12 protein-coding genes are annotated in these 12,466 nt (G+C 73.5%); all 12 read right to left on the bottom strand.

Annotated elements, in window-relative coordinates; translation table 11 throughout:
• Nucleotides 1-338 precede the first annotated feature (338 nt).
• On the bottom strand, nt 339-1,622 hold the full coding sequence (gene tyrS / locus AC2A1K_RS32315) for a tyrosine--tRNA ligase (RefSeq protein WP_483900455.1): 1,284 nt from the start codon (nt 1,620-1,622) through the stop codon (nt 339-341).
• Nucleotides 1,623-1,644: 22 nt separating this feature from the next.
• A complete protein-coding gene (locus AC2A1K_RS32310; protein ID WP_483900454.1) occupies nt 1,645-2,268 on the bottom strand; it encodes a DNA-3-methyladenine glycosylase in 624 nt (207 codons plus the stop codon).
• A gap of 32 nt (nt 2,269-2,300) precedes the next feature.
• Nucleotides 2,301-3,218: a lytic transglycosylase domain-containing protein gene (locus AC2A1K_RS32305; RefSeq protein WP_483900458.1), complete on the bottom strand. Its 918-nt coding sequence runs from the start codon at nt 3,216-3,218 to the stop codon at nt 2,301-2,303.
• 124 nt (nt 3,219-3,342) lie between these two features.
• Nucleotides 3,343-4,767, bottom strand: a complete 1,425-nt coding sequence (gene argH / locus AC2A1K_RS32300) for an argininosuccinate lyase (RefSeq protein WP_483900453.1) — start codon at nt 4,765-4,767, stop codon at nt 3,343-3,345.
• Entirely contained in the window at nt 4,767-5,960 is a 1,194-nt protein-coding gene (locus AC2A1K_RS32295) for an argininosuccinate synthase (protein ID WP_483900452.1), read from the bottom strand. The genes argH and AC2A1K_RS32295 overlap by 1 nt, the downstream gene beginning before the upstream one ends.
• Nucleotides 5,957-6,520 carry an arginine repressor gene (locus tag AC2A1K_RS32290; RefSeq protein ID WP_483900451.1) on the bottom strand — a complete coding sequence of 188 codons (564 nt, stop codon included), beginning with the start codon at nt 6,518-6,520 and terminating at the stop codon, nt 5,957-5,959. Before AC2A1K_RS32290 ends, AC2A1K_RS32295 begins: the two co-directional genes overlap by 4 nt.
• Nucleotides 6,517-7,449 carry an ornithine carbamoyltransferase gene (gene argF / locus AC2A1K_RS32285; RefSeq protein ID WP_483900450.1) on the bottom strand — a complete coding sequence of 311 codons (933 nt, stop codon included), beginning with the start codon at nt 7,447-7,449 and terminating at the stop codon, nt 6,517-6,519. The genes AC2A1K_RS32290 and argF overlap by 4 nt, the downstream gene beginning before the upstream one ends.
• 77 nt (nt 7,450-7,526) lie before the next feature.
• Nucleotides 7,527-8,729 carry an acetylornithine transaminase gene (locus AC2A1K_RS32280; protein WP_483900449.1) on the bottom strand — a complete coding sequence of 401 codons (1,203 nt, stop codon included), beginning with the start codon at nt 8,727-8,729 and terminating at the stop codon, nt 7,527-7,529.
• Nucleotides 8,730-8,731: 2 nt separating this feature from the next.
• Nucleotides 8,732-9,664, bottom strand: a complete 933-nt coding sequence (gene argB / locus AC2A1K_RS32275; RefSeq protein WP_483900448.1) for an acetylglutamate kinase — start codon at nt 9,662-9,664, stop codon at nt 8,732-8,734.
• A 13-nt stretch (nt 9,665-9,677) separates the two neighbouring features.
• Entirely contained in the window at nt 9,678-10,853 is a 1,176-nt protein-coding gene (gene argJ / locus AC2A1K_RS32270) for a bifunctional glutamate N-acetyltransferase/amino-acid acetyltransferase ArgJ (RefSeq protein ID WP_483900447.1), read from the bottom strand.
• Nucleotides 10,850-11,881: an N-acetyl-gamma-glutamyl-phosphate reductase gene (gene argC / locus AC2A1K_RS32265; RefSeq protein WP_483900457.1), complete on the bottom strand. Its 1,032-nt coding sequence runs from the start codon at nt 11,879-11,881 to the stop codon at nt 10,850-10,852. The genes argJ and argC overlap by 4 nt, the downstream gene beginning before the upstream one ends.
• 39 nt (nt 11,882-11,920) lie before the next feature.
• Nucleotides 11,921-12,439 (bottom strand): hypothetical protein, encoded by a 519-nt coding sequence (locus AC2A1K_RS32260; RefSeq protein ID WP_483900446.1) that lies wholly within the window; start codon nt 12,437-12,439, stop codon nt 11,921-11,923.
• Nucleotides 12,440-12,466 lie beyond the last annotated feature (27 nt).

The following is a 12,466-nucleotide window of genomic DNA, read 5'->3' as shown; positions in this document are numbered from 1 at the left end:
AAACAAACCCAGCAAAAACAACCTCAAAAAAACCCACCGACACCACACCCACAAAGAGCACAATGCCGACGAGGACAAACACACCAAACATTCAGCACACTGTTGAGTTCTCAAAGGACAACCACACCACCAGACCAACCCACTCACCGAGCGGACCTTCCGGAGGGCGAAGCTCCTAACTTAGTTGTCCGCAGGGCCCGGGGCAACCCCTTGCCTTGCGACGACGTGAACTCTACACACGCCGGAAACCCGCCCTGCACAGGGGGGTCGATCAGTGCATCAGCGCTGGTCACGCGGAGTTCCCGGCCCGCACAGGACCGGAAACCCTCCAGCCCCGGTCACGTGCTCGCGACCTCCACACCGGCGGCGTTGCGCTTGCCCCGGCGCAGGACGAGCCAGCGCCCGTGCAGGAGGTCGGCGTCCGCCGGCTCCCACTCCTCCGACTCCACCTTCGCGTTGTTCACGTAGGCGCCACCTTCGGCGATGGTCCGGCGGGCGGCACCACGGCCCGTGGACAGGCCGCTGCCCACGAGCAGGTCGACGATCGTCGGGCGTTCGGAGCGCTTCGCGGTGTACGACGGGATCTCGGCGATCGCGGCGGCGAGGGTGGCGGCGTCGAGCTCGCCGAGTTCCCCACGCCCGAACAGCGCGCGACTCGCCGCCTCCGCCCGTTCGACCTCCTCCTCGCCGTGCACCAGCCCCGTCACGGCCCGCGCCAGGGCCCGCTGGGCTTCCCGCGCCTGCGGCTTGTCCTCGGTGAGCCGCTCGAGCTCGGCGATCTCCTCGTGCGAGAGCCAGGTGAAGGCGCGCAGGTAGGAGCCCACCATTGCGTCCTCGGCCTGGATCCAGAACTGGTAGAAGGCGTACGGGCTCGTCAGCTCGCGGTCGAGCCACACCGTGCCCGACTCGGTCTTGCCGAACTTGGTGCCGTCGGCCTTCGTGATCAACGGGGTGCCGAGCGCGTGCAGCGACCGCCCCTCGACGCGGTGCACGAGGTCGGTGCCTGCGGTGAGGTTGCCCCACTGGTCGCTGCCGCCGGTCTGCAGCGTGCAGCCGTAACGGCGGTAGAGCTCGAGGAAGTCGTAGGACTGCAGCAGCTGGTAGGAGAACTCGGCATAGCTGATGCCCTCGTCGGACTCCATGCGCCGGCTCACGGCCTCCTTCGCCAGCATCCGGCCGACCCGGAAGTGCTTGCCGACGTCGCGGAGGAAGTCCAGCGTCGAGAGGCCCTCGGTCCAGTCGAGGTTGTTGACGAGCAGCGCGGAGTTCGGCTTGTCGTCGGAGAAGTCGAGGAACGGCCGCAGCTGAGCACCGAGCTTGTCGACCCACCCCGCGACCACGTCTCGGTCGTTGAGCGTGCGTTCCGAGGTCGGCTTGGGGTCGCCGATGAGGCCGGTGGCGCCCCCGACCAGGGCGATCGGGCGGTGGCCCGCCTGCTGGAAGCGGGCGAGCGTGAGCCACTGGAGCAGGTGCCCGATGTGCGCGCTGGGCGCGGTCGGGTCGATACCGGAGTAGAGGGTGACCATCCCCGCGTCGAGATCCCGGCGCAGCGCGTCGAGGTCGGTGTTCTGCGCGATGAGACCCCGCCAGGCGAGGTCGTCGAGGATGTGCGGTGCGGTCACGGGTCCAGTCTGCCGAACCCGCTCACCAGTCGGGACCGTCGGCCCGGGCCCGACCCGCCTTGTACGGCGTCACCGCGGTGGATCCGGCGACCCAGAAGCGCCACGGCCGCTCCTGGCCGGCGGCCACACCGACGCGGGGACCGGTCCGGATGTCGGCGTCGGGCACCGGGTCCCCGGCGTACAGGCGAACGGGCGACGACGGCGTGAGGAGGTCGACGCCGTTGTGCTCGCGGTCGAGCCCGAGAAGGGCGCACAGCCGCGCCGGTCCCTTGGCGAGCTCGGCGTCACGTCCCCGCGCCGTCGGCCGGCGGGCGTGGGCGGCGCCGAGGTCGGAGAGCACCTCCCCGGCACGCACGAGGACCGCCCCGGCGACGCCGTCCTGCAGGCACACGATGTTCGCGCAGAAGTGCATGCCGTAGACGAAGTAGACGTACAGGTGGCCCGCGGAACCCCACATGACCTCGTTGCGCGCGGTCTTACCGCGGTAGCAGTGCGAGCCGGGGTCGTCGGCACCCCGGTAGGCCTCGACCTCCACGAGACGGACACGCACCACGCCCTGGGGGGTGTCGGCGGCGAGCTCACACCCCAGCAGGCGCCGGGCGGCGGGGAGCACGTCGTCGGCCAGCGCCGAGTGGTCGAGCAGCATCGCCGATGATCCTGCCTCGCCGGCCGGACGGCTCAGCGCGGAGCCCCCGTCAGGTAGTCGACAGCGCGGACGGGAGCGACCTGGTCGTACCCGACGGGCAGGTGGACGCGGCCCGAGGTCGTCCGGAAGTAGACCTCCCACGCGTGGAAGCCGAGGTAGGCGCGCTCGTCGGCCGCGATCACCGCGGCGTACGCGCGGACGGCGCGGACGTAGCGGTCGTCGTTGTTGTAGCGCTTCAGCGCGCGGTCGAGGCCGGCGTCGGCGGCTCCGCCGTTGGCGCGCAGGTAGTTGGCCGCGCCGAGGACGGCGTCGTGCGGGTCGGCGATGTCGCCGCCGAGCCCGTAGGTCGCCCACGTGCTCGGCATGAACTGCATCGGTCCCCGGGCCCCGGCCTCCGAGTGCGAGGCGATGCGGCCCATGCGGCTCTCGACGAGGTTGACCGCGGCGAGCACCGTCCACGGCACTCCGAACCGCTCCTCGGCCTCGGCGTACACCGCGCGGAGCTGCGCGGGCGGGAGCGGCGCGGCGATCCGCCAGGCCGGGAGCATCTCGCCCGGGCCGCGCTTCGCCATGGACAGCAGGTCGCGTCCCGCGGTGACGACGCGGTCGGTGACGACGCCCTGGTCCGGGGCTATCGCGGCGAGGACCGGGGCCAGCCGCTCGGGGCGGAAGGCCAGCTCCTCGTAGCCCACCTGCGCGGTCCGGGCCGCGGCCGCGACGTCCTCGGGCGAGCGGGTCGGGTCGGAGACGGTCCGCTGCGCGGTTTCGATCACGCGGGCCAGCGCGACCGGGTCCTCGGGTACGGAGGGCCCGTGGGGACCGATGGCGTCCGGGAACCGTGCCGGCGCCGCGGGCGTCGGGACGGCGGGCGCGGGGATCGGGGCGGGGGCGTCGGCGCACCCGGCCAGCACAGCCAGCAGCACCAGGGCGACCCCGATACTCCGCACCATGCCCACGAGATTCCACCGTAACGCTCGGTGCGCGGGCCGCCACACCGCCGCCACGCCCCGATCGAGCGCGTGGCGATACGGACGTTCAGTGTCTGCGACGCCACGTCGCTGACACTACGGAGAGTCAGCGGCGGTCGATGGGGCGGCCGGCCCAGGCGTGCGCCTCGATCGCGGCGGCGAAGATGCGATCGAGCTGCTCGGACACGCGTTTCGGGGCCGTGCCGCCGTGGGCGTCGCGCGAGGCGATCGAGCCCGCGACCGTGAGCACCGCGCGCACGTCCGGGGTCAGCGCCGGGTCGCAGTCCGCGAGCTCGGCGTCGGTCAGCTCGTCCAGACCGACACCCCGGGCCTCGGCCGCGCGGACGCAGGCGCCCGCCGCCGCGTGGGCCCGCCGGAACGGCACACCCTGGCGCACCAGCCACTCGGCGAGGTCAGTGGCCAGGGTGAAGCCGGCCGGGGCGAGCTCGGCGAGGCGGTCGGTGTGGAAGGTCAGCGTCTTGATCATGCCGGCCATCGCCGGGAGCACCGTCGCGAGCTGGGCCGCCGAGTCGAACAGCGGCTCCTTGTCCTCCTGCAGGTCGCGGTTGTAGGCGAGCGGGAGGGCCTTGAGCGTGGTCATGAGCCCGGACAGGTTGCCGACGAGCCGCCCGGCCTTCCCGCGCGCCAGCTCCGCCACGTCCGGGTTCTTCTTCTGCGGCATGATCGACGACCCGGTCGACCAGGCGTCCGCGAGCGTCACGTACCCGAACTCCGCGGTCGCCCAGAGGATGACCTCCTCGGCGATCCGCGAGAGGTCCACCGCGATCTGGGCCAGCACGTACGCGCCCTCGGCGGCGAGGTCGCGCGATGCCGTGCCGTCGATGGAGTTGTCGACGGCGTCGACGAACCCGAGGTCGCGCGCCACGGCCGCCGGGTCGAGGCCCAGCGACGTCCCGGCCAGCGCGCCCGACCCGTAGGGCGAGTACGCCAGCCGGCGGTCGAGGTCGCGGCACCGGCCGACGTCGCGCAGCAGCGCCTGGGCGTGCGCCCCGAGGTGGTGGGCCAGCAGCACCGGCTGGGCGTGCTGCAGGTGCGTGCGCCCCGGCATGGCGGCGTCCGGGTACGCGCGGGCCTGGATGAGCAGCGCGTCGACCACCCCCGCCACGCCCCGCACCACCTCGCGCAGCTCGTCGCGCAACCACATCCGCAGCTGCGTGGCGATCTGGTCGTTGCGGGAGCGCCCGGCACGCAGGCGGCCGCCGACGTCCTCCCCCGCCCGCTCGATCAGCCCGCGCTCGAGGGCCGTGTGCACGTCCTCGTCGTCCTCGGCGGCCTGGAACGCCCCGGACTCGACGTCCTCGGCGAGACGGCGCAGCCCGTCGAGCATGGCCTCGAGCTGGGAGTCGGTGAGCAGCCCGGCGCCGTGGAGCACGCGCGCGTGGGCCCGGGACCCGGCGATGTCGTACGGCGCGAGCACCCAGTCGAACTGTGTCGAGCGCGACAGCGCCGCCATCACCGCGTCCGGGCCCGACGCGAACCGCCCGCCCCAGAGGGCAGACCCTTCCGGCATCAGCTCTGGTCTCTCTTGGCCGCGATCTTGGACGGCAGACCCCAGAGCTGGACGAAGCCCTTGGCCAGCGACTGGTCGAACAGGTCGCCCTCGTCGTAGGTGGCGAGGTTGAAGTCGTAGAGCGACTGCGCGCTGCGCCGGCCCGTCGGGACCGCGCGGCCGCCGTGCAGGGTCATGCGGACCTCGCCGGTGACGTGCTCCTGGGTCGAGTCGACGAAGGCGTCGAGGCTGCTGCGCAGCGGCGAGAACCACAGGCCGTCGTAGACCAGCTCGCCCCAGCGCTGCTCGACCTGGCGCTTGAACCGCGACTGCTCGCGCTCGAGGGTGACGTTCTCCAGCTCCTGGTGCGCGGTGATCAGCGCGATCGCGCCCGGAGCCTCGTAGACCTCGCGGCTCTTGATGCCGACGAGGCGATCCTCGACCATGTCGAGCCTCCCGATGCCCTGGGCGCCCGCGCGCTGGTTGAGCTGCTCGATGGCCTGGAGCACGGTGACCTTCTGGCCGTCGATGGTCACCGGGACGCCGGCCTCGAAGCCGACGACGACCTCATCGGCGTCGCGGGGCTCGGCGGGGTTCGCGGTGTAGGAGTAGACGTCCTCGACGGGCCCGTTCCAGATGTCCTCGAGGAAGCCGGTCTCGACGGCGCGGCCCCACACGTTCTGGTCGATCGAGTACGGCGAGCGCTTGTTGACGTCGATGGGCAGCGAGCGCTCCTCGGCCCAGGCGATCGCCTTCTCGCGGGTCCACGCGAAGTCGCGGACGGGCGCGAGGACGTCGAGGTCCGGGGCCAGCGCGCCGACGCCGACCTCGAAGCGGACCTGGTCGTTGCCCTTGCCGGTGCAGCCGTGGGCGACGGTCGAGGCGCCGTGGGCGCGGGCCGCCTCCGCGAGGTGCTTGACGATCAGCGGGCGCGACAGGGCCGAGACCAGCGGGTAGCGGTCCATGTAGAGCGCGTTCGCCCGCAGCGCCGGCAGGCAGAAGCCCTCGGCGAACTCGTCGCGGGCGTCGGCGACCGCGGCCTCGACCGCGCCGCAGTCCAGGGCCCGCTTGCGGATGACCTCCAGGTCCTCTCCGCCCTGCCCCACGTCGACGGCGACCGCGACGACCTCGCGCCCGGTCTCCTCGGCGATCCACCCGATGGCGACCGAGGTGTCGAGACCCCCGGAGTACGCCAGCACGATCCGCTCGCTCACTGCTGTCCCTCTTCCTGCTCGTGCTCGTGATCGTTCTCGTCCCGTGTGGACGACCGCGCCGTCGTCCGGGTGCTCAGGGTCCGCAGGCGAGCTGCGAGGTCGGCCCCCTCGAGGGGCTCACGGGCGACGACGAACACGGTGTCGTCGCCGGCGATGCAACCGACCACCTCGGCCAGCGCCGCACGGTCCAGCGCGCTGGCCAGGTAGTGCGCGGCTCCGGGCGGGGTGCGCAGCACCGCGAGGTTGCCGGAGTGGTCGGTGGAGACCAGCAGCTCGCCGAGCAGCCTGGTCAGTCTGTCGGTGCCGCCGACGACCCCGCGCACGGGGCTCCCGTCGTCCGGCACGACGTAGCGCCCCACGCCGCCGTCGACGCCGCGCAGCTTGACCGCGCCCAGCTCGTCGAGGTCCCGCGAGAGCGTGGCCTGGGTGACCTCGACCCCCTCGGACGCGAGGAGTGTCGCCAGCTCGGCCTGGCTGTGCACCTCGCGGTCGGTGAGCAGGGCGACGATGCGCGCCTGGCGCGCCGCCCGGCTCGTCACGCCCTTGGCCGTCTCGGTCATCGCGACCGCTCCAGCAGCCACGTCAGCACGGCCTTCTGGGCGTGCAGGCGGTTCTCGGCCTCGTCCCACACCGCCGACGCGGGCCCGTCGATGACCTCGGCGGTGATCTCGTCGCCGCGGTGCGCGGGCAGGCAGTGCAGGACCGTGACGTCCGGTCGCGCGCGGCCGACCGCGGTCGCGTCCAGCCGGAACGGGGCGAGCACCGCGCGGTCGCGGCCGTCGGACTCCTGGCCCATCGAGGTCCAGGTGTCGGTGACGAGCACGTCGGCGTCCTCGGACGCCGCTGGGTCGTCGGTGACCGCGACCGAACCGCCCGTCCTGGCGGCCCGCGCGCGGGCGGCGTCGACGACCGCGGCGTCCGGGGTGAACCCCGCCGGCGCGGCCACGCGCACGTGCATGCCGGCCGTGGCCCCGCCCAGCAGCAGCGAATGGGCCATGTTGTTGGCCCCGTCGCCGAGGTAGGTGAGGGTCAGCCCGGCGGTGCGGCCGTGGCGCTCGGCGATCGTCTGCAGGTCGGCGAGGACCTGGCAGGGGTGGAAGCCGTCGGTCAGCGCGTTGATCACCGGGACGGTCGCGTGCGCGGCCATCTCCTCGATGCGCTCCTCGCTGCTCGTGCGCCAGACGATCGCGTCGACGTAGCGCGAGAGCACGCGCGCGGTGTCGCCGATGGTCTCGCCGCGCCCGAGCTGGGCCGCCCGCCCGTCGATCATGACCGGGGTGCCGCCGAGGGCGGCGATGCCGACCTCGAACGACACGCGCGTGCGGGTGGAGGCCTTGTCGAAGACCACCGCGACGGCGCGCGGCCCGGCCAGCGGGCGCTGCCCGAAAGGGTCGACCTTCATCGTCGCGGCGAGCTCCAGCACCTCGGCCTGCTCGGCCGGGGCGAGGTCGTCGTCGCGCAGGAGGTGCCTGACTGAGGATCCCTCCACGGCGAGAGCACCCTCGGCGCTCCTCCGTCGCTCCGAGGCTGCTTCGCCGGAGGGGTTGGGGGTGCCCATCGTCGTGGTCACGACCCCGCCGCTTCGGCCGCGGCGGCGCCCTGGTCGAGCACCTCGGGCAGCGCGGCGACGAAGCCGTCGAGCTGCGCGTCGGTGACGACGGCGGGCGGGGCGAGCCGCAGCCGGCCCGGCACCGCGTTGTTGATCAGGTAGCCGGCGTCGCGCGCGGCCGCGGTGACCTGCGCGGACACGGGCTCGCACAGGGCGACGCCGACGAGCAGCCCGGCGGCGTCGACGCCCGCGACGAGCGGGTGATCGAGCTCGCCGAGACGCCGGCCGAGGTCCTTGCCGATCTCCTCGGCGCGGTCGAGCAGCCCGTCGGCGGTGATCGTGTCGAGGACGGCGAGCGCGGCGGCGCAGGCGATCGGGTTGCCGCCGAACGTCGTGCCGTGCTGGCCGGGGCCGAGCAGGTCGCCGGCCGGCCCGAGCCCGATGCAGGCACCGATCGGCAGCCCGCCGCCGAGCCCCTTGGCCAGGGTGACGACGTCCGGGGTGATCCCGGTGCGCTGGTGGGCGAACCAGACGCCGGTGCGCCCGGTGCCGGTCTGCACCTCGTCGAGAACCAGCAGGGCGCCGTGCTGCAGCGTGATCTCCCGCGCGGCCTGCAGGTAGCCCTCGGGCGGGACGATCACGCCGGCCTCGCCCTGGATCGGCTCCAGGAACACGGCGGCGGTCTCGTCGTCGACGGCGGCGCGCAGGGCCTCGACGTCGCCGTAGGGCACGAACTCGACCCCGGGCGGCATCGGCTCGAACGGCTCGCGCTTGGCCGGCTGCCCGGTCAGGGCCAGGGCACCCATGGTGCGGCCGTGGAAGCCGCCCTCGGCCGCCACGATCCTGGTGCGCCCGGTCCGGCGGGCGATCTTGAACGCGGCCTCGTTGGCCTCGGCACCCGAGTTGCAGAGCAGCACGCGGCCCTCGTGCCCCAGCAGCCCGAGCAGGCGCTCGGCGAGCTCGACGGCGACGGGGTTGATGACGAGGTTCGACGTGTGCCCGAGCGTCGCGACCTGCCGGGAGACGGCGTCGACGATCGCCGGGTGGGCGTGGCCGAGGAAGTTCACGGCGATGCCGCCGAGCAGGTCGAGGTACTCGCGGCCGTCGGCGTCCCACACCCGCGCGCCCTCGCCGCGCACGAGGCTGATCGGCGGGGTGCCGTAGTTGTCCATGAAGGACCCGACCCATCGGGTGCGGAGGTCCTCACTGGTGACGGTCATGTCTAGGCCTCCTTCCCGTCGGCCGGGACGACCATCGTCCCGACCCCTGCGCTGGTGAACACCTCGAGCAGCACCGAGTGCGCCACCCGCCCGTCGATGACGTGGGCGCGGGGCACGCCCCCGCGCACGGCCCTCAGGCAGGCCTCCATCTTCGGGATCATGCCGCTGGCCAACGACGGCATCAGCACCTCGAGCTCGTCGTCGTCGATCTGCGAGCGCAGGCTCGAGCGGTCGGGCCAGTCGGTGTAGAGCCCCTCGACGTCGGTGAGGACGACGAGCTTGCGCGCGCCCAGCGCCTTCGCGAGCGCGGCGGCCGCCGTGTCGGCGTTGACGTTGTGCACGACGCCGTCGGCGTCCGGCGCGACCGTCGAGACGACGGGGATGCGCCCGCCGGCGACGAGGTCGAGCACCGCGGCCGGGTTGACCTCGACGACGTCGCCGACCAGCCCGACGTCGACCTGCTCGCCCTCGACGGTCGCGGTGCGCCGCGCAGCGGTGAACAGGCGCGCGTCCTCGCCGGAGAGCCCGACCGCGTACGGGCCGTGGGCGTTGATCAGCCCGACGAGCTCGCGCCCGACCTGGCCGACCAGCACCATCCGGACGATGTCCATGGTCTCGGGCGTGGTGACCCGCAGGCCCCCGCGGAACTCGCCCTCCATGCCGAGCCGGCCGAGCATGCTCGTGATCTGCGGGCCGCCGCCGTGGACGACGACGGGCCGGATGCCGGCGAGGCGCAGGAACACCATGTCCTCGGCGAACGCCCGGCGCAGCGCGTCGTCGGTCATCGCGTTGCCGCCGTACTTGACCACCACGACCGCGCCCTGGAAGCGCTGCAGCCACGGCAGGGCCTCGGCGAGGACGCCGGCCTTGGCCGCGGCCTCGTGGTAGCGGTCGGGCACGTCGGCCGGGACGGGGATGCTCGTTTCGGCGGTCATGACGACACCGGATTCATGATGAGTACGCGCTGTTCTCCTCGACGTAGGCGTGCGAGAGGTCCGTCGTCAGGACCGTCGCCTGCCCGTCGCCGAGGCCGAGGTCGACCTCGACGGTGATCTCGGGGCCCGACAGGTCGGCCTTGGTGCGGTCGCCGGTGGCGGCGGCGGCCTCGCAGAGCAGGATCCCGTTGACGGTGACCGACAGCGTCTCCGGCTCGACCGTCGCGTCGCTCGCCCCGACCGCGGCGGCGATCCGGCCCCAGTTCGGGTCGGAGCCGAACAGCGCGGTCTTGACCAGGCTGTCGCGGGCGACCGCGCGGGCGGCGACCAGCGCGTCGCGGTCGTCGCGGGCGCCGGTGACGGTGACCGCGATCCGCTTGGTGACGCCCTCGGCGTCCGCCTGCAGACCCCGCGCGAGCTCGCCGCACACCTCGGTGACGACCTCGGTGAACGCCTCCGGGTCCGCCTCGATCCCGGAGGCCCCCGAGGCGAGCAGCAGCACCGTGTCGTTGGTGCTCGTGGAGCCGTCGATGTCGAGGCGGTCGAACGTCTGCGCGGTGGCCGCCCGGAGCGCCGTGTCGGCGGTCGCAGCGTCGACCACCGCGTCCGTCGTGACCACGACCAGCATCGTCGCGAGGCTCGGCGCCATCATCCCGGCGCCTTTGGCGAAGCCGCCGACCGTCCATCCGTGGCGGCTGATCGCGGACTGCTTGTCGACGGTGTCGGTGGTCAGCACGGCGGTGGCGGCGCGGGTGCCCGCATCCTCGCCGTCGGCGAGCTTCCCTGCGGCGTCGTCGACCCCGGCCAGGAGCTTCGCGATCGGCAGCCGCTCGCCGATGAGCCCGGTGGAGCAGACGCCGACCTCGATCGCGCCACAGCCCAGGACCTCGGCGACCTTCTCGGCGGTGCGGTGGGTGTCGCCGAAGCCGTCGGGCCCGGTGCAGGCGTTGGCGCCGCCCGCGTTGAGGACGACCGCGCGCAGGTTCTGCTCCTTCAGCACCTGCTGCGACCAGAGCACCGGCGCGGCCTTGACCTGGTTGCGCGTGAACACGCCGGCCGCGACCTGCTGCGGGCCGTCGTTGACGACGAGGGCGACGTCGGGTCGGCTCGCCGTTGCGCCCGAAGATTGATTTCGGATGCCGGCGCGGACGCCGGCGGCCCGGAAGCCCTGGGGGGCGGTGACGCTCACGGGCTGACTCCGGTGGTCGGGAGACCGAGGGTCTCGTCGAGGCCGAGGGCCAGGTTGACCGACTGGAACGCGCCTCCGGCCGTGCCCTTGGTGAGGTTGTCGATGGCGGTGGTGACGACGAGGCGCCCGGCGTCGGGGTCGACCGCGACCTGGATCTGCGCGGTGTTCGACCCGACCACCGACTTGGTCGCGGGCTGGACGCCGGAGGGCAGCAGGTGCACGAACGGCTCGGCGTCGAAGGCCTTGGCGTAGACCTCGCGGACCTGGTCCTCGGTGACCCCGGCGTCGGTGAGCGGGGCGCTCGCGACGGCGAGGATGCCGCGCGGCATCGGGGCCAGGACCGGGGTGAACGAGACCCGGACCGGCTCGGGGCTGACCGCCGCCAGGTTCTGGACGATCTCCGGGGTGTGCCGGTGCCCGCCGCCGACGCCGTACGCGGTCGCCGAGCCCATGACCTCGGAGCCGAGCAGGTGCGCCTTGGCGGCCTTGCCCGCCCCGGACGTGCCGGAGAACGCGACGACGCTGACCTCGGGCTGCACGAGGCCCGCGGCGACGGCGGGGAACGACGCCAGGGTGCTCGCCGTCGGGTAGCAGCCCGGGACGGCGATGCGCTTCGTACTCTTCAGCCGCTCGCGGGCACCGGGCAGCTCGGGCAGCCCGTACGGCCACGACCCGGCGTGCTCGCCGCCGTACCAGCGAGCCCAGGCGTTCGCGTCGGTGAGCCGGTGGTCGGCGCCGCAGTCGACGACGAGGGTGTCCTGGTCCAACTGAGCCGCCAGCTCCGCCGAGCGCCCGTGCGGCAGCGCGAGGAACACGACGTCGTGCTCGGCGAGCTGCTCGGGCGTCGTCTCGGCGACGGTGCGATCGGCGAGGGTGGGCAGGTGGGGCTGGTGGGCTCCGAGAGCGGTCCCCGCGGACTCGCCCGCCGTCACCGCCCCGATCTCGACCTCGGGGTGGCCCAGGGCGAGGCGGAGGACCTCACCCCCGACGTACCCGCTGGCTCCGGCGACCGCGACGCGCATACGTATGATTATGCGTTCGATCGGAAATCCATGCAACCTACGTGATCAGCGCCGCTTCCGGGGGCGGGGCCACGTGAACGGGATCGTCTCGTCCGGGCCGAGGGCGCGCCACCGTGCGCGCAGCTCCCGCAGCTCTCCGACCGCCACCTCCGCCTGCTGGACGGTGAACGGGCTCGGTCCGGTCTCGGTGATCCCCCAGGCCTCGGCGAGGGCGGCGCTGGTCGCGGGTCCGCTGCGGTCGACGCTCTGCTGCAGGACCCCGACCATGGTCTCGGCGAGCATCAGCGCCGCGGCGTTGGCCTTCCGCACGGCGTCGGAGCGCTGCCGGCGGTCGTGGCGCATCCTCCCGGCGACGAGCTCGAGGCTCTCGAACAGCGCGCCCGCCGCGATCGAGCCCCAGAGGCCACCGGTGATCCCCAGCGCGCGCTCGCCGACGAGGTGCACGGCGTCGTGCGGGACGTCACCGGTGCGCTCGTAGGAGCGCAGGCGCAGCTGCACGCCGTCGTCGCGGTCGATCAGCGCCAGCGACCCGCCGTCGGGGCGTCGCGAGAACTCGACGTGCACGCCGCCATGCCACCACCTCGGTCCAGC

This window comes from Actinomycetospora sp. 2LY8.5 (genome assembly GCF_057180585.1).
This window is presented reverse-complemented; position numbering and strand designations above follow the sequence as displayed.

Coding starts and splice junctions, on each gene's coding strand:
- AC2A1K_RS32310 (WP_483900454.1), bottom strand. CDS start 2,268: ATGCTGCTCGACCACTCGGCGCTGGCCGACGACGTGCTCCCCGCCGCC.
- AC2A1K_RS32305 (WP_483900458.1), bottom strand. CDS start 3,218: ATGGTGCGGAGTATCGGGGTCGCCCTGGTGCTGCTGGCTGTGCTGGCC.
- argH (WP_483900453.1), bottom strand. CDS start 4,767: ATGCCGGAAGGGTCTGCCCTCTGGGGCGGGCGGTTCGCGTCGGGCCCG.
- AC2A1K_RS32290 (WP_483900451.1), bottom strand. CDS start 6,520: ATGACCGAGACGGCCAAGGGCGTGACGAGCCGGGCGGCGCGCCAGGCG.
- AC2A1K_RS32280 (WP_483900449.1), bottom strand. CDS start 8,729: ATGACCGTCACCAGTGAGGACCTCCGCACCCGATGGGTCGGGTCCTTC.
- argB (WP_483900448.1), bottom strand. CDS start 9,664: ATGACCGCCGAAACGAGCATCCCCGTCCCGGCCGACGTGCCCGACCGC.